The sequence below is a fragment of the Trinickia sp. genome, assembly GCF_036503415.1.
Classification (GTDB): domain Bacteria; phylum Pseudomonadota; class Gammaproteobacteria; order Burkholderiales; family Burkholderiaceae; genus Trinickia.
Map to the genome: position 1 here is coordinate 43,382 of NZ_DASXWY010000170.1, position 16,047 is coordinate 59,428.

The following is a 16,047-nucleotide window of genomic DNA, read 5'->3' on the forward strand; positions in this document are numbered from 1 at the left end:
TCCAAGATGCCGGGCGCTCAGTCGCTTCGCTAAGACGATCGATTACTGCGAACCGGCCACCCACTCGTTGATCCGGTCCTTATGCGCGGCGATCCACGTGTTCGCCGCATCCTGCGGCTTCGCACCGTTTTGCGTAGCCAGCATCACGCTGTCGATCTCGCCCGGCTTCCACTGGAATTTCTTCAGGAACGCCACCACCTGCGGTGCCTTCTTCTCCAGCCCCGGATTCACGACGTTATCGACGTGCTCCGCTCCGCCGAATACCTTCTTCGGGTCCTCGAGGAACTTCAGCTTCCACTTCGCGAACATCCAGTGCGGCGCCCAACCCGTCACGATCACCGGCTTCTTCGCGTTTTCCGAGCGAGCCAGCTCGGCCGTCATCGCGCTGCCCGAGCTCGGCATCAGCGTGTAGTTGAGGCCGTAGTTCTTGATCGCTTCCTCAGTCTTGCGCATCACGCCCGCGCCCGCGTCGATGCCGACGATGCGGCCACCGAACGCACCCTTCTCGGTGTTGAGATCGTCGATGCTGTTCGCCTTGGCGTAGGCGGGAACGATCAGGCCGATCTTCGCATCGTTGAAGTTCGGGCCAAGATCTTCCACCTTGCCCTTGAACTCATCCCAGTACGAGCCGTGCGTGACCGGCAGCCAGGCGGACAGCGTCGCATCCAGATCGCCGCGGGCCACACCTTGCCACATGATGCCCGCTGCCACCGGCACGAGCTGTACCGGATAACCGAGCCGCTTTTCGATGACTTGCGCGGCAACGTTCGACGTTGCGACGCTGTCGTCCCATCCCTCGACGTAGCCGATCTTGATCGTCGGCTTGCTATCGGCCGACGCGGAAAACGCCGTACAGGCGAGACCGGCTCCAATAATAGCCGTCAGCACCAACTGCTTGATAAGTTTCATGTTCAGGTCTCCTGATCGTCGAGATCAGCGCATCTAAGGAGTCTCTAGAGTGCGCAGCCATTAAAACGCGGTAGTCAAGTTTTCCGACACCGTCTTGTCCGTAAACGACGTTTCTTTTATTTATCGATGACGAGATCCGTCAGAGGTTTACTACAGCACAGCAAAACCATGCCCTGGTCGATTTCGCGCTGACGAATTCCACCGTTGTGCTTCATCTCGACCTGCCCCGACACGAGCTTGACCTTGCAGGTGCCACACATGCCTTGCGTGCAGGAGGACGGCAAGCGCACGCCTGCCTGCCGTGCCGCGTCGAGTACGTGTTGATCGGCCGCGCATTCGATTTCGCGTCGGCTCTTCGCAAACGAAACGGCAAAACGCTCGCCGGCGGGCGCCTCATCGGACACGGCCGGCGACGCTGCGACAGCGTCCAGCTCGGGCGCCACCGTTTCCTCGAACGAAAAACTCTCTTCGTGATACTGGCTGCGATCGAATCCGGCATCCGCCAGCATCTTGCGTACGGCCTCCATATACGGCGCCGGGCCGCACGTGAAGATTTCGCGCTCCATGAAATCCGGAGCGATGAGCGAAAGCAGCGGCAAGGTCAGAAAGCCGGTGATACCGGACCAATTGCTTCGTTGTCCTATCCGTTCGCAGACGAACGCAGTCCGGAAATTCCGGTGGTTCGATGCGATCAGATCGAGCTCGCGCGCGAAGATGATGTCGTCGGGCGTCCTGGCGCTATGCAGAAAAACGATGTCCCGGTCTTCGCCGAGTTCGTGGTGGGTACGGCTCATCGACATGAGCGGCGTAATGCCCGACCCCGCGGAGAGAAACAAATACTTGCCCGAGGGGCGCCGCGCACAGGTGAACGCACCGGCAGGCCCCAATACGCGCACGGTATCGCCGGCGCGCAGATTGTCATGCAGCCAGTTCGACACCTTGCCGCCCGGCACGCGCTTGACCGTGATCGAGATCGTATGGGGGCGCGTGGGCGCCGACGAAATCGTGTAACAGCGATTGATCGTTTCGCCGTCGATTTCGAGTTCGAGCGTCACGAACTGCCCGGGCTCGAAGACGAACGTCCGCCCTTCCCGCGACATGAAGAAAAAGCTCTTCACGTCATGCGTTTCCTCGCGTACCTGGCAGCACACGAGCGTTTCCTCGTCGTCGCTCGTCCACCGCTCACCCAGCCGGCTCCAGAACGCGGGCCGCGTGAGCCGGCTCTCGCCGGGCTCCAACATTTGCGCGTCTCGCATCATCGTATGCCTCGCTTCCATTCCCTTTCGGATGTTTTCCGTTGCCCGTTATGCCGCGATCCCGGCACGCAGACGTCGCACGTACCAATCGCTGAACTTCTCGACGAGACCTTCGGTGAAGGGCGAGTAAGGCCCCGGCTCGTAAGCGCTGCTGCCGATGCCCCGTTGCGAATATTCAACGAGCGTACGGTCCTGATCGTTCGTCGCATTCCAGACGGCCATCAGGTTCTCGATGTCGTAATCGACGCCTTCGACCGCGTCCTTGTGCACGAGCCATTTCGTACGCACGAGCGTCTTGCCGGCCGACAGCGGAATCACCGTGAAGGTCACGATGTGATCGCTCATGAAGTGATTCCACGAGTTCGGCTGCGTCCAGAACGAAAGGCCGCCCAGATCGGCGCGCTTGAATTCACCGAGCAGCTTCTTGCTGGCGACCTTTGCATCGAGTGTCTGCGATTCGCCGCTGCGGTCCAGCGGCAGCCGCTGGGTCCGGAAGCCTGTCACATCGGACAGGCGCTCGACCTCGACCGACGGCAAATTCATCGCTTCCCATTGCGCAGCGCGTTCGAGGCAGGCGCGCTCGAAGGCCGCCATCCCCTCCGCATTCGACGGCGACGGCTGATACCCGAAACCGTACTCGTAGAGCGAGATCGTCAGCTCGGGATGGTTTGCCACGCAGTGATAGCACTCGCGATTGTTCTCCATCGTGAGCTTCCAATTGCCGTCTTCGACCAGGTCGACCTGAGCCGCAATCTTGCAGGTGGGCAAGTCGTGCGGAAGCAAATAGGGTTCCATCGCCGCGCGCATCACCTCGAAGTCGCCCGGAGGCTCGTCGGCGAGGCAGATGAAAATGAGGCCCGCGAGGTTCTGCAATGCGACCGGCTTGAGACTATGCTTGCAACGGTCGAACTTCTCCCCCATGTGCTCGGCGAACATCAGCTCGCCGGTCAGGTTGTAAGTCCAGCTGTGGTAGGGGCAGACGATATTGCCCACTGCGCCCTTTTCCTCGTTGCACAGGCGCGCCCCGCGATGGCGACACACGTTGTGAAAGGCGCGAATCGCCATATCGTCGTCGCGTACGATCAGCACCGATTCGCCTGCCAGTTCGACCGTGACATAGTCTCCCGGCTCGGGGATATCGGGCTCCACGGCAACCTGAATCCAGTGTTTGCGGAAAATCGCGTCCATATCGAGCGCGAAGATCTCCTCGCTCCGGTAAAACGGCGCCTCCAGGCTGTAGCCTGGCTTGCGTCGTTCCACGAGTTCGCGAATGGCTGCCGATACGTTCATGTCTACTCCGGATTCGTGACGTCCTGGTTCCAAAACACATTCCATCTGCTCGACGATGCGGCCCGACGATGGGTCCGCAGCCGTCGATTCAGTAATCGATGAGTCGATGCTCGCGCAAATAACCAAGGATGACTTGCGCTTTTTCGACCGAACTCCCCTCAATTACGACGTTTCCGCCGCGGCTCTCGGTAGTCGTCGCCATCAGCATCCGCGCGTGGCCTGAACGCTTCTCGCTCGCCACGAGCTTGCGCGGCTTGCGTTCCGTCGGCGCAACCGACCAACACGGCGAATCGAGGTCCTTGCGCGCCGCGGGCGGGCCCTGCACGATCGCGCCGTCGGGCACGCGCGCATAGGCGTAGCGCGGCTTCACGTTCGCCTGAGGATGAATAGCGACGACGCACGGCAACGCCACCTCCACCCGCCGACGCACGCCCTTCGGCATGAACTGCGTGACGGTCGCAAAACCGTCGCCGAGAGTGACATCGAGCGCGGAGCCGACGAACGTGTAGCCAAGCTGTGCCGCCAGCTGGTAGGGCAGCATCCCGGTGTCGTAGGCGCCTTCGGCGCGCGTACCGGTCAGCACGAGCGAAACGCCCCGCAGCCGCTCGGCCAGCGCCGGTATCGGATCGTCGCCGTCGAGTCCCGACGCGCAATCGATGACCTCGATCCGTCGCGCGCCAAGCGCCAGATAATCGGTGAGCGCTGGATTCGAGGCGTCGCCCGCATGGAGCACCTCGACCGAGCAACCTTTGGTTTGCTCGAGTCCGCGCGCAATTTCGAGCGCGGCCGCGTCGTTTCGGCTATAACAAGGCGCCGCGCTGACGCGATGCCTGCCGACCGAGACGAGCACCGCGATGCGTGCGTCATTCATCGCTGCGTTCATGCGGCTACTCCTTCGTTGAGCGTCGCGCGCGAGGACGCCGTGCCCGGCGCCGGCTGCGCGCCGCGCGCGGCCGTTACGGCTTGGGTCAGCGCGGCGATGGTCGCCTGCGCGTCGCCGACGAGCGTCAAATCGGCGCGCTTCGCGATCGGTGCGCTGGCGTCGAGGTTCACGGCGATCACGTGGCGACAGTCTTTGATCCCTTGCAGATGCTGTACCGCGCCGGAGATCCCGAAAGCGATATAGACGCTCGCGCTGACCGTCTTGCCCGTTGCGCCGACTTGCTTGTCGCGCGTGAAATAACCGTTGTCGACCGCCACGCGGCTGGCGCCTATCGCCGCTCCGAACGCACTTGCGAGCGCCTCGAAAGCCGCAATATCGGTCACCCCGTTGCCTGCGGAGACGATGAAGTCCGCCTCCTCGAGCGCGACGTCGGCCGCATCGAGCTGAACCGTGCCGAGGTCGCGATAGAGTTGGTCGCGCGTGTCGACGACGCCCTCGGCCGCCGATTCCACCGGCAATGGGGCGCGCTCGCCGGCGCCAACGAATGGAAGCTTCGAAGAGACGGCGTCCGCGGCGAGCAGCACCACATCGGGCCACGCACGCGACGCGAACTGTCGTTGAGCGTCGACGTAAACACCCACGTGCGACGCATCGATTTCCACTACCTGCGTGGCGATGCTCGCCCCCGCTAGCGCCGCATAGCGACGTCCGAGATCGCCGTCTCCGGTAGCGTTATCGGGCATCAGGACATGCGCCGGCGAAAACGCGGCAACGCACGCCTTCAGCGCGGCAACGGCGCGATCGGGCGCGAAAACCGGACGGCCCAGCGCCGGCAATTCGATGACTTTATCCGCGCCCAGTTCGGCGGCGTCGTCCGTCAGTTCACCGAACACGACGAGCACGACTTCAGTACGCGCATCGGCAACGATCGCGGCCGCGGCCACGGCCTGTCGTGCATGTTCGTCAAGCGCACCCCGGTCGCTATGCGCGGCCACGAGCAAAACCCGCCCGGCTTGCTCCACGGTGCGGCGCGGCTTCTCGCGCTCGCCATGCGCGCCCAGACGCGGGATATCGTCCGTCGCGGCGCCCGCCACGTGCTCCTGCCCCAGCGTGATGCGGCGCAGCCCCGACGACGCAATGACGAACGGCCGGCGCGGATCGATACGTTTGATCGGATTCATCGTCTTCACTCCAGCGCCGCTGCAACGAGTTCGGCTACATCGAGCACCTCGGGCCGAGGACCGACCACGCCCTCGAGCATCGCCGTGCAATTCGGACAGCCGACGGCCACGATCTCGGCACCGACTTCGCGCGCATCGGCCATCCGCAAATCGGGAATACGTGCCTTGCCCGGGATATCGGTGAGCGGCGCGCCGCCGCCACCCCCGCAGCAGCGCCCGCGCATACCATGGCGCTCCATCTCCACGACTTTGATGCCGATCGATTTGAGGGCGCGGCGCGGTGCTTCGGTCTCGCCGTTGTAGCGGCCGAGATAGCACGGATCGTGATAGGTGATCCGCTTGTCAGCGAGCGCGGCCGATGCTTTCGGCGACAATTTCCCCGATTGCACGAGCTCGGCAAGGAGGCTCGTATGATGCTGGACCGTATAACGCGCACCGAGCGCGCGGTATTCGTTGCGCAGGCTATGCATGACGTGCGGATCGGCCGTGACGATGCGTTTGAAGTTCAATCCATCGAGCGTTGCGATCAGGCGCTTGGCCATGCGCTGGAAGGTTGCCTCGTCGCCAAGGCGGCGCGCGACGTCGCCGGTGTCCGTTTCGCTCGGCCCCAGCACGGCGTAATCGATGCCCGCCCGGTTCAGCACCTTGACCAAGGCGCGCAGCGTGCGCTGATAGCGCATGTCGAACGCGCCTTCGCCCGCAACGAGCAATACGTCGACAGACTTGCCCGGTTCAGCGATGCGTGCGTTCAAGTCGACGGCCCAGTCGTAGCGCGCCGCGATGTCGTAGCCGCCGGCACTGCCCGTCTCGCGCAGATTGGCCAGTACTTCGGGCGCCTTGCCCGGCAGATCGCCCTCGGTGAGCGTGCGATTGCGGCGCATATCGACGATTGCGTCGACGTGCTCGATCAGCATCGGGCACTCCTGAACGCAGGCGCGGCATGTCGTGCAGGACCAAAGCGTGTCGGCTTCGATCAAACCCGAAACGATCGGCAGATCCGGCTGGCCGCCATGCTTGCCGAGCGCGATGCCCGGGGTGGGGCTGCCCGCATAAGCAGCGTCCGTGCCGCCCACCATGCCGGTCACCAGGTCTTGAATCAGCTTCTTGGGATTGAGCGGCTGTCCTGCCGCGAACGCTGGGCACGCCGCTTCGCATTTGCCGCATTGGACACATGCGTCGAAGCTCAAAAGCTGGTTCCAGCGGAATTCGACAGGCTTGCCGACGCCGTACTCGCGAGCATCGAGCTCCGGCATCTTGAGCGCCGTCGGCGGGACGACACCCGGCTTGTCACTTTCCGCCGCGCCAGTGCGGAAGCGTTCCTGACGCGGGTGGAAGGCGAGATGAAGAAGGCCCGCGAGCGCGTGCTTCATCGGCCCGCCACGCGCGGCACCGACGGTCATCGCAAAGGCGCCGATCGCGATCAGGACTGCGATGATGACGGCGACGAAGCCCGAGGCGGCCGCGCTCGGCACGACGGCGAGCAAGGTCAACCCGAGTGCGAAGGAGCCGAGCAGCCAGGGCAGCGCATTCCACGGCCCGCGCGAAAGCCTGGCCGGCATCGCACGTTGGTCGCGCCGGCGGCGCCAGACGAAGACCGCACCGATCAGCATCGTCACGGCGGCCACGCCGATGAGCTTATCGAGCCACGGCGAGTAAATCGCGAGCCCGTAGTTGACGAAGACGAGCGCGAGCGCCGCGATGGCCCCTCCGGCCGTCGCCACGTGCGTCTTCGCGATGTAGGGATCGCGTGCAACCACGTGATGCAGATCGACGAAGTACCGCTTGGGAATCGTAAAGAGATTGGCCACCCCGAATGCGCCGGCCGGCGTTGCGCGCCCCACGCGCCAATATGCGGCGCGGCGCGCGAGCGCGTAGGCGAGGCCGGCCATCGAGAGCCACAGCAACCCTGTGATGACGAACGCCGGGCTCATGATCAGAAGTCCTTGCAAAGACGAAGCGAATCGTAGATTGCGCCGTGGATGTTATGCATCGAGATGCAGTCGCCCACGCGGAACAGCAGGAACCGGCCGTTGCCGAGTTCCTCCGAGAGGGACGGCTGCGGCTCGGCCGCGAACAGCTTGTGCACATCGGTCTGTCCGCGGTTCAGCGACTCGGGTTTGAGCTTCCAATAGAGTCCATCGTTGGGCGTGCTGCCGTTCTCGATCACGACCTGATCGACGGCGCGCTCCTCCTGCTCCTCGGTGTACTCGTTTCGAAGCACGGCGATTTTTTTGCCGTCTTCCTCGTACACGCGATCGAGCCAATAGTTCGGCGTATGGATCACGCCTTCCGCATAGAGGCGCCGATAGAAAATCGGGAACGTGGTGCCGCCGCAATCGTCGGCTACTTTCACATCGGGCGTCACGATCTCGACTTTCGAGCCGCGGCTCGCGATGAAATCGGCCACCCCGGCACCGGCATGTGTGCTGACCCCGTCGTAGACGAGCACGTTCTTCATCGGCTCGACACGGCCCGACAGGATGTCCCACGAGCTCACCGCGAGCCCCTGGGCGACACCCCAGTCCTGTACCTGGTCGGAGAATGCGCGGCCGCCCGTGGCCAGCACGATGATGTCCGGCTTTTCCGCCATGATCGCCTTCTCGTCGGCCTCGACGCCGAGACGCCTATCGACGCCCAGACGTTTCGTCTCCATGTCGAACCAACGGACGATGCCGGCCATCTGCTCGCGCTGCGGCGCCTTCGAGGCGAGGACGATCTGACCGCCCACTTCGGTATGCTTTTCGAACAGCACCACGTCGTGGCCGCGCGAGCGGGCAACACGTGCCGCTTCCAGACCCGCGGGACCGGCACCGACCACCACCACCTTGCGGCGCGGACCACGCGACTTCTCGATGACGTGCGGCATCGTCGCTTCGCGCGAGGTTGCGGCGTTCTGCACGCACAGCACGTCCAGGCCGTTGTACTGGCGATCGATGCAATAGTTGGCACCGACGCATTGCTTGATCTCGTCTTCGCGGCCGTCCCGGATTTTGATGACCATATGCGGGTCGGCAATTTGCGCGCGCGTCATGCCGACGAGATCGATCATGCCCGAGGCGAGCAGCCGCTCGGCCTGTCCCGCATCGCGGATGCTTTGCGCGTGCATGACGGGAATGTCGACGACCGACTTGATGCCTGCGGCCAGATGCACGAATGGCTCGGGCGGCAGAGCCATCGGCGGCATGCAGTTGGCGAGCGTATTGTGCGTATCCGCACCGGAGCCGATGACGCCGAGGTAATCGATGAGCCCCGTGTCGGACATCGCGTGGGCGATTTCCTTCAGTTGCTCGTGATCGAGGCCGTCTTCATGGAATTCGTCGCCGCACATGCGCAGACCGACGACGAAGTCCGGCCCGACTGCTTCGCGCACCGCGTTCAGCACTTCGACGCCGAAGCGCAGACGGTTCTGCAGACTACCGCCCCATTCGTCGGTGCGAAAATTCGTACGCGGGCTCCAGAACTGGTCGATCAAGTGCTGGTGCGCCGCCGAGATTTCGATGCCGTCCATCCCAGCATCCTTCACGCGCTTCGCGGCGGTCGCGAAGTCGGCGATGATCCGGCGGATTTCTTCGACCTCGATGATCTTCGCGTTGCCGCGGTGCACAGGCTCGCGAACGCCGGAAGGCGACATCAGATGCGGCCAGTGTTCGCCGTGAAACGCGGAGCGGCGCCCCATGTGCGTCGCCTGGATCATGATCTTGGCGCCGTGACGATGCATCGCCTCGGCCAGTCGCGACAGCGGATCGACGATGCGGTCGGTCGCCAGGTTGACGGATTTCCACCAGCCTTGCGGGCTGTCGATCGATACCGGGCTCGACCCGCCGCACACCGCCAGACCGACGCCGCCTTTCGCTTTCTCCTCGTAATACCGGATATAGCGATCGCCGGGCAATCCGCCCGGCTCGGCGTAGACCTCCGCATGTGCCGTGCTGACGATGCGATTGCGCAGCGTCAGCTTGTTCAGCGTCATCGGTTTGAACAAATGGGGGTAGCGCATTTCGATCGACCTCGAATCTGTTTCCTTGAGCGGCCTTCGTCGTTCAGACGAGCGGCGACACTTCGAAGACGCAATGCGCGTGGCCCTCGCCCGCGCATCGCACTTCCTGCGATATCGAACGCGGCCCGCGAGAAGCGGCCTCGACGGTATCGTTGACCCAATCCATCGCGCCCGCGAACCAGCCGGCAAACATGTAGCAGAGCTTGCCGTGCTTGTTGGGCTGAGCGAGAACGAACGACGAGTTCCTCAGTTCGATGCGCGCCCGTGCCGCCTTCGGATCCGCCTCGACGATGCTGAAGAGCCCCCAGCCGCGCTGCGACAACCGCTTCAGGTAGTGCTCGAAGACGGCCATGCCCGAAAGGCCATGCTGCTTCGCTTCCTTGTCGCACCAGTGATAGGCCGACTTGTAACCGGCCTTGTAGAGGATGTCGGCATACGCCTCGCGGCCCAACGCCTCTTCCACGGCGACGTGGTTGTTCGTGAAGAAATGGCGCGGCACATAAAGCATCGGCAGCGCGTCCGTGGTCCAGACACCGGTTTCGGGATCGACGTCGATCGGCAGTTGCGGTTGCATGATTGGCCTGTGGCTGTGTTGTGGGGTGGATGTTCGATTCGGATGCGCGGGCGGCCTATGCGCCCCAAACGTCGCGGAAAACGCGTACCCAGTTCTCGCCCATGATCTTGCGGATGCGCGTCTCGCTCCAGCCCGCGCGCTCCATGGCAGCGGTCAGGTTCGGAAACTCGCCGATGGTCCGGATCCCCTCCGGATTGACGACCTTGCCGAAATTCGTGAGGCGGCGGTAACGGCCCTTGTCGTGTGTGAGCCAATCGAAGAAATCGACGCTGTAGCCCTGCGTGAAGTCCGTGCCGATCCCCACCGTGTCCTCGCCGATCAGATTGACGACGTAGTCGATGGCTTCGATGTAATCGTCGATCGTCGCCTCGATGCCGCGCTTGAGGAACGGCGCGAACATCGTCACCCCGACGAACCCGCCGGCGTCCGCGATCTCTTTCAGTTGCGCATCGCTCTTGTTGCGCGGGTGCTCCTTGAGCCCCGAGGGCAGACAGTGCGAGTAACACACCGGCTTTTTCGAAAAAGCGATCGCTTCGGAAGAGGTATTGCCGCCGACGTGCGACAGATCGACCATGATGCCGACACGGTTCATTTCGGTAATGACTTCGCGGCCGAAGTCCGAGAGGCCGCCGTCGCGCTCGTAGCATCCCGTACCGACGAGGTTTTGCGTGTTGTAGCAAAGCTGCACGACGCGCACGCCCATGTCCGCGAACGCCTCGACATAGGCGAGGTTATCCTCGAACGCATGCGCGTTCTGAAAGCCCAGGATGATCCCCGTCTTGCCTTCTTTCTTCGCACGCAGGATGTCGTCGGTCGTCCGCACGAGCGTCAGCAGTTCGCCATTGTCGCGAATTTGCTTTTTCATCGAGCCGATGTTGTCGACGGTCTTCGCGAAGTTCTCCCAGACCGATACCGTGCAGTTGGCGGCCGTGATGCCGCCCTTATGCATGTCTTCGAATACCGAACGTTCGAACTTCGAAATGTTCAGCCCGTCGATGATGATGCTGTCTTGATGCAGTGTGCTCATTTATCGCTCCAGCGTAGGTCGATCGTCGCTTTCGTCGGTTTCGTCGGTTTCGTCGGTTTTGCAGCCCGGGCTCAATAGATCGGGAAACGCTCGCACAGCGCGAAAATCTCGCGCCGCACGCGTTGTTCCGTCTCGGCATGGCCTTCGGGATGTTGCGTGAGCGCATCGAGCACTTCGAGAATCAGCCGCCCGACCTGCTCGAACTCGGCCACGCCGAAACCACGCGATGTACCGGCCGGCGTGCCGAGCCGCACGCCCGAGGTCACCGTCGGCTTCTCGGTATCGAACGGAATGCCGTTCTTGTTGCACGTGATGCCGGCCCGCTCGAGCGCAGTCTCGACTTGCGTACCCTTCAAACCCTTGGGGCGCAGATCGACGAGCAGCAGGTGGTTGTCCGTTCCGCCCGTGACGAGATCGACCCCGCCCTCGCGCAACACGGCGCCGAGCGCCTGCGCGTTCGCGAGTACGTTACCGATATAGGTCTTGAAGCCCGGCTGCAGCGCCTCGCCGAACGCGACCGCTTTGCCTGCGATCACGTGCATGAGCGGGCCGCCTTGCAGTCCGGGGAAGACCGCGGAATTGATCTTCTTGGCGATATCCTCGTCGTTCGTCAACACGAAGCCGCCTCGCGGGCCGCGCAGTGTCTTGTGCGTGGTCGAGGTGACGACGTGCGCATGCTCGATCGGGTTCGGGTGCCGGCCGGCCGCGATGATGCCGGCGATATGCGCCATATCCACCATCAATTTAGCGCCGACGGCGTCCGCGATAGCGCGAAAGCGTGGGAAATCGAGCACGCGCGGATAGGCGGAGAAGCCCGCGATGATGAGACTCGGCTTGTGTTCGTGCGCAAGCGCTTCGATACGGTCATAGTCGATGCGCAGCGATTCGCGATCCACGCCGTACTGCACCGCGTTGAACCATTTGCCCGAGAGCGCGGGCTTCGCGCCGTGCGTCAGATGCCCGCCCGCGTCGAGCGACATGCCGAGCACCGTGTCGCCCGGCTTGGCCAGGGCGAGCATGACCGCGCCGTTGGCCTGGGCGCCCGAGTGCGGCTGGACGTTCGCATAGCCGGCGTTGAACAGTTGCTTGACGCGATCGATGGCGAGCGTCTCGATGTCGTCGGCGAACTCGCAGCCGCCGTAATAGCGCTTGCCGGGATAGCCTTCCGCATATTTATTGGTCAGCACCGAACCTTGCGCTTCGAGCACGGCTCGCGACACGATGTTTTCCGATGCGATCAGCTCGACTTGCGACTGTTGCCGCTCGAGTTCCTTGAGGATCGCACCGCGTACGGGCGCATCGCGCTCGGCGAGTGACTGGCTGAAAAACGTCTGAGTATTCGACATTGTCCTATCCGTGATGGGTCCGACGCGGCACCCGCTTGCGGGGCCGCCACGGACATGCGTTGGCGACGACTCTATTCTTCTCGTTCGCCTTCACGCCGGATTGACGAATTCAGACGCGTTCTTTGCCTTTTCCGACACGTTCGTCTGTTTTGGACAAGTCGCGCCGTGGCCGGCTGGCATACGGCGTTCCCGCACCGTCTCGCGTCGGCCTTGCCCGAAACGGGGGCGAAACGGGCACGGTTGCAGTGCAAGGCTGCGGCTGCCCGGTGGATGAAATGTGCGCCCGCATTAGGGTTAGGCCGTATGGCATGCTTGTTGCCCTGGAACCCAAAATGAGACGCCGAGGCTCCCCCAATCGGCCGCGCTATCCCGGATTCGAGGAAGGTCACCATGTCACCCCAGCGTACTGCGTCGCTCGCGAACTTCGCGTTCATGGCGCTGCCGAACTTCACGATGATCGCGTTCTCGAATGCGATCGAAGTTCTGCGGATGGCCAACTATCTGAGCGGCCAGACGCTTTATCGATGGTCCGTGGTCAGCCCGGACGGTGGTCCCGTGATGGCCAGCAACGGGCTCTCGGTCATGACGGAGCCGATCGCATCGCTGCAGGAACAACCCGACATCGTCTTCGTCTGCGGCGGCGTCGACGTGCAACGCGCAACCGATAATGCCCATCTTTCCGCGCTGCGGCGCTTCGCTCACTCGGGCATCGCGCTCGGCAGCCTCTGCACCGGAACCTATGCCTTGGCGCGCTCGGGCCTGCTCGATGGCTACGCTTGCGCGATCCATTGGGAAAACATGTCGGCGCTCAAAGAGGAATTCCCCAATACGCGGTTTCTGAAGGAGCTGTTCGTCATCGATCGAGACCGTGTCACCTGCACGGGCGGTGTCGCGCCGCTCGACATGATGCTGCATCTGATCGCCCCGCGTATCGGTACTGCGCGCGTGACGCAAATCGCCGAGCAGTTCATCGTCGAACATGTGCGCGATACGAGCGCGCAGCAGCGCATGCCGCTCGTGGCACGCCTCGGCTCCGCGAATAAATCGCTCTTCGAAGTCATTGCGCTGATGGAGAGCAATATCGAGGAGCCGCTTTCGCGCGAGGAGCTCGCGCGGCTGGCGAACATGTCACAGCGGCAATTGCAACGGCTCTTTCGCGAGCACCTCGGGATGACGCCGACGCATTACTACCTGACGCTGCGTCTGCGACGCGCGCGCGAACTTCTACTGCAAACCGACATGTCGATCATGCACATCACGATGGCATGCGGATTCCAGTCGGCCTGCCATTTCAGCAAGAGCTATCGCGACGCGTTCGGCACCGCGCCGACACGCGAGCGGCGCAAGCAAGTCGCCCCGCTTGCGCGCGGCAACGCGCCTGCCAGTACCACCTTGGCACGCGATACGCTCATGCACTGACGTTGCCCAGCGCAAGCGCGTCGCGCAAGGCCGCTGCCAGCCGCGCCGCTTCCTGCGCCGTTGCGACGTTCGTAAACCCCATCAGCAAGCCCTCCTGTTTCGTCTGCCCGAGGTAGCGTGGCGACAGCGCCTGGCAATTGAGCCCGGCGCGTTGCGCACGTCTCGCGAGCGTTTCGTCGCTCGTCCTCCCCGCAAAGCGGGCCACGAGATGCATGCCGCCGCGTGCGAGATCGATCGTCATACGCGCGCCGAATGCGTCGGTCAATGCGGCGGCCAACAGCGCGCGGCGGTGGGCATAAAGCGCGCGCATTTTCTTCAGATGCCGCGAGAAATGCCCGTTGTCGATAAAGTCCGCCACGATGGCCTGGGTCGCTCGCGCAACGTAGTTCGGCCAGATCTGCACGGACGCCGCGAACCGCTCGGTCAGCCGCTCGGGCAATACGAGGTAGCCGAGCGATAGGCCCGGGAACAAGACCTTCGAGAAACTGCCGGCATAGATGACGCGATCGGTCGTATCGCGGCTTTTCAATGCCGGCAGGGGCGGCCCGTGATAGTGGAATTCGCCGTCGTAATCGTCTTCCACGATCCACGCTTCATGACGCGATGCCCAATCGAGCAATTGCAGCCGGCGCGGCATCGACATCGATACCCCAAGCGGTGACTGGTGAGACGGCGTGACGACAGCCAGCCGCGCCCTCGGTGCTTCGCGAATGCCTTCGGCGACCACGAGTCCCTCGTCGTCGACCGGCACTGCGCACGGGATCGCTGCCGCGCGTTCGAGCAGCGTTCGCGTCGGCGGATAACACGGATTCTCGATCCAGACGCGATCGCGCGGGCGCAACAGCGTTTGCAAGATCAGTGCGAGGGAAGCGCGGTAGCCCCCCGTCACGAGAACCTGCTCCGCGCGGCACGGCACGCCGCGCGATACGAGCAGATAGGCCGCGATGGCTTGCCGCAACGGCAGGTACCCGCACGGATCGCAGTAGGACAGCTCGGACGGCGAGGTCGCGCGAATGCGTCTTGTCGCGAGGCGCGACCACAGTTTGCGCGGAAAGGCGTCGAGCGCCGGAATGCCAAGCTGCAACGGCGGCGGCTCGGGGTTCACGGCCATCGCGCCGCGGTCCACCCGCGGCCGGGCGTTGGCCGTCGCCCTCGCCGGCTGCCGTGCCGGGCGCTGCGCGAGATGGGGCGAGACGATAGTGCCGGCAGGGCCGCGCGCGAGCACATAGCCTTCGCCAGCCAGCCGCTGATAGGCGGACTCCACCGTCCCTCGCGCGACACCGAGCTCGCTCGCCAGCGCGCGCGCCGACGCGAGCCGAGCGCCGGGTCGCAGCATGTGCGCGTCGATCGCGTGACGCAAACGATCATAGATTTGCTGCGACAACGGGATGCGCCGGTCGATTGGGCCGATCGCCAAAGGTGGGGAAGGCTCTTTCATGGACTAGTCGTTTCGAGCGTTTTTGGCACTTTTCGGTGGGACATGATACGGCGACACTGCGAGGAACCGTCAACGTTGTTCGTCGACTTCGTCCGTCAATCCCATCCGATCCGGGAGCCCTTCTCATGAGTACGACACTCTTTCTGGCAGGCGCCGCCGGCGCCATAGGCAGCGCGCTCGTTCCGTTGCTCGTCGGTTCGGGCTACACCGTGTATGGCACGACCCGCAAGCCGGAGCGTGCGGGCGAGATCGAGGCGATGGGCGCACGGCCCGTCATTCTGGATGTCTTCGATGCCACTGCGCTCGCACGCGAGATGCAGCGCATCGCCCCGGCGATCGTCGTGCATCAGTTGACCGACTTGCCGCCGGGCCTCGACCCCGCCCGCATGGCGGACGCCGTGGCGCGCAACGCGCGCATTCGCGACGAAGGCACGGCGAATCTCGTCGCGGCGGCCCGCGGGGCCGGATGTCGGCGATTCATCGCGCAAAGCATCGCGTGGGCGTATGCCCCGGGGCCGGCGCCTCACGCTGAAACATGGCCACTCGATCTCGGTGCCGAGGGTGCGCGGGCGATCACGGTACGCGGCGTGGCGGCACTCGAAGCGCACGCGCTGAACGAGTCCGATCCGCGTTGGCAGGGAACGGTTTTGCGCTACGGCAACCTCTACGGGCCGCGCACGGGTTTCGACGAGCCCACCGGGGCGAGCCCGGTCCATGTCGAAGCCGC

General features: G+C 63.8%; 13 protein-coding genes. 2 read left to right on the forward strand and 11 right to left on the reverse strand.

Annotation, left to right across the window (positions count from 1 at the left end; genetic code table 11):
* Positions 1 to 42: 42 nt before the first annotated feature.
* The 10 genes from VGL01_RS21460 to VGL01_RS21505 form a co-directional block, all read right to left on the reverse strand.
* Entirely contained in the window at positions 43 to 909 is an 867-nt protein-coding gene (locus tag VGL01_RS21460; RefSeq protein ID WP_331572934.1) for a glycine betaine ABC transporter substrate-binding protein, read from the reverse strand.
* Between the two features lie 116 nt (positions 910 to 1,025).
* Positions 1,026 to 2,186, reverse strand: a complete 1,161-nt coding sequence (locus VGL01_RS21465; RefSeq protein ID WP_414720320.1) for a 2Fe-2S iron-sulfur cluster-binding protein — start codon at positions 2,184 to 2,186, stop codon at positions 1,026 to 1,028.
* A gap of 27 nt (positions 2,187 to 2,213) precedes the next feature.
* On the reverse strand, positions 2,214 to 3,455 hold the full coding sequence (locus VGL01_RS21470) for an aromatic ring-hydroxylating dioxygenase subunit alpha (protein WP_331572936.1): 1,242 nt from the start codon (positions 3,453 to 3,455) through the stop codon (positions 2,214 to 2,216).
* Between the two features lie 88 nt (positions 3,456 to 3,543).
* Positions 3,544 to 4,338 carry an electron transfer flavoprotein subunit beta/FixA family protein gene (locus VGL01_RS21475; protein ID WP_331572938.1) on the reverse strand — a complete coding sequence of 265 codons (795 nt, stop codon included), beginning with the start codon at positions 4,336 to 4,338 and terminating at the stop codon, positions 3,544 to 3,546.
* Entirely contained in the window at positions 4,335 to 5,519 is a 1,185-nt protein-coding gene (locus tag VGL01_RS21480) for an electron transfer flavoprotein subunit alpha/FixB family protein (RefSeq protein WP_331572941.1), read from the reverse strand. Before VGL01_RS21480 ends, VGL01_RS21475 begins: the two co-directional genes overlap by 4 nt.
* A gap of 5 nt (positions 5,520 to 5,524) precedes the next feature.
* Positions 5,525 to 7,450 carry a (Fe-S)-binding protein gene (locus tag VGL01_RS21485; protein ID WP_331572943.1) on the reverse strand — a complete coding sequence of 642 codons (1,926 nt, stop codon included), beginning with the start codon at positions 7,448 to 7,450 and terminating at the stop codon, positions 5,525 to 5,527.
* Between the two features lie 2 nt (positions 7,451 to 7,452).
* Entirely contained in the window at positions 7,453 to 9,516 is a 2,064-nt protein-coding gene (locus VGL01_RS21490) for an NADH:flavin oxidoreductase (RefSeq protein WP_331572945.1), read from the reverse strand.
* Positions 9,517 to 9,559: 43 nt separating this feature from the next.
* Positions 9,560 to 10,090, reverse strand: coding sequence for a DUF5943 domain-containing protein (locus VGL01_RS21495; RefSeq protein ID WP_331572947.1), 531 nt, complete (start codon positions 10,088 to 10,090; stop codon positions 9,560 to 9,562).
* 55 nt (positions 10,091 to 10,145) lie between these two features.
* The gene (locus VGL01_RS21500) at positions 10,146 to 11,117 is read right to left on the reverse strand and encodes a dipeptidase (protein ID WP_331572949.1); all 972 of its coding nucleotides are present in this window, start codon (positions 11,115 to 11,117) and stop codon (positions 10,146 to 10,148) included.
* Between the two features lie 71 nt (positions 11,118 to 11,188).
* Positions 11,189 to 12,463, reverse strand: a complete 1,275-nt coding sequence (locus VGL01_RS21505) for a serine hydroxymethyltransferase (RefSeq protein WP_331572951.1) — start codon at positions 12,461 to 12,463, stop codon at positions 11,189 to 11,191.
* Between the two features lie 390 nt (positions 12,464 to 12,853).
* Between VGL01_RS21505 and VGL01_RS21510 the strand changes: the two genes are divergently transcribed.
* Positions 12,854 to 13,882 carry a GlxA family transcriptional regulator gene (locus VGL01_RS21510; protein WP_331572953.1) on the forward strand — a complete coding sequence of 343 codons (1,029 nt, stop codon included), beginning with the start codon at positions 12,854 to 12,856 and terminating at the stop codon, positions 13,880 to 13,882.
* Here VGL01_RS21510 and VGL01_RS21515 read toward each other — a convergent pair.
* Complete coding sequence (locus tag VGL01_RS21515; protein ID WP_331572955.1) at positions 13,872 to 15,320, reverse strand: PLP-dependent aminotransferase family protein; 1,449 nt, start codon at positions 15,318 to 15,320, stop codon at positions 13,872 to 13,874. The genes VGL01_RS21510 and VGL01_RS21515 overlap by 11 nt on opposite strands.
* A gap of 125 nt (positions 15,321 to 15,445) precedes the next feature.
* Between VGL01_RS21515 and VGL01_RS21520 the strand changes: the two genes are divergently transcribed.
* A partial coding sequence (locus tag VGL01_RS21520; RefSeq protein WP_331572957.1) for an NAD(P)-dependent oxidoreductase occupies positions 15,446 to 16,047 on the forward strand: 602 nt, incomplete at its 3' end.

Excerpts from the sequence above, each read along its gene's own strand:
- VGL01_RS21460 (WP_331572934.1), bottom strand. The coding sequence starts at position 909 with ATGAAACTTATCAAGCAGTTGGTGCTGACGGCTATTATTGGAGCCGGT.
- VGL01_RS21465 (WP_414720320.1), bottom strand. The coding sequence starts at position 2,186 with ATGGAAGCGAGGCATACGATGATGCGAGACGCGCAAATGTTGGAGCCC.
- VGL01_RS21470 (WP_331572936.1), bottom strand. The coding sequence starts at position 3,455 with ATGAACGTATCGGCAGCCATTCGCGAACTCGTGGAACGACGCAAGCCA.
- VGL01_RS21475 (WP_331572938.1), bottom strand. The coding sequence starts at position 4,338 with ATGAACGCAGCGATGAATGACGCACGCATCGCGGTGCTCGTCTCGGTC.
- VGL01_RS21480 (WP_331572941.1), bottom strand. The coding sequence starts at position 5,519 with ATGAATCCGATCAAACGTATCGATCCGCGCCGGCCGTTCGTCATTGCG.
- VGL01_RS21485 (WP_331572943.1), bottom strand. The coding sequence starts at position 7,450 with ATGAGCCCGGCGTTCGTCATCACAGGGTTGCTGTGGCTCTCGATGGCC.
- VGL01_RS21490 (WP_331572945.1), bottom strand. The coding sequence starts at position 9,516 with ATGCGCTACCCCCATTTGTTCAAACCGATGACGCTGAACAAGCTGACG.
- VGL01_RS21495 (WP_331572947.1), bottom strand. The coding sequence starts at position 10,090 with ATGCAACCGCAACTGCCGATCGACGTCGATCCCGAAACCGGTGTCTGG.
- VGL01_RS21500 (WP_331572949.1), bottom strand. The coding sequence starts at position 11,117 with ATGAGCACACTGCATCAAGACAGCATCATCATCGACGGGCTGAACATT.
- VGL01_RS21505 (WP_331572951.1), bottom strand. The coding sequence starts at position 12,463 with ATGTCGAATACTCAGACGTTTTTCAGCCAGTCACTCGCCGAGCGCGAT.
- VGL01_RS21510 (WP_331572953.1), top strand. The coding sequence starts at position 12,854 with ATGTCACCCCAGCGTACTGCGTCGCTCGCGAACTTCGCGTTCATGGCG.
- VGL01_RS21515 (WP_331572955.1), bottom strand. The coding sequence starts at position 15,320 with ATGAAAGAGCCTTCCCCACCTTTGGCGATCGGCCCAATCGACCGGCGC.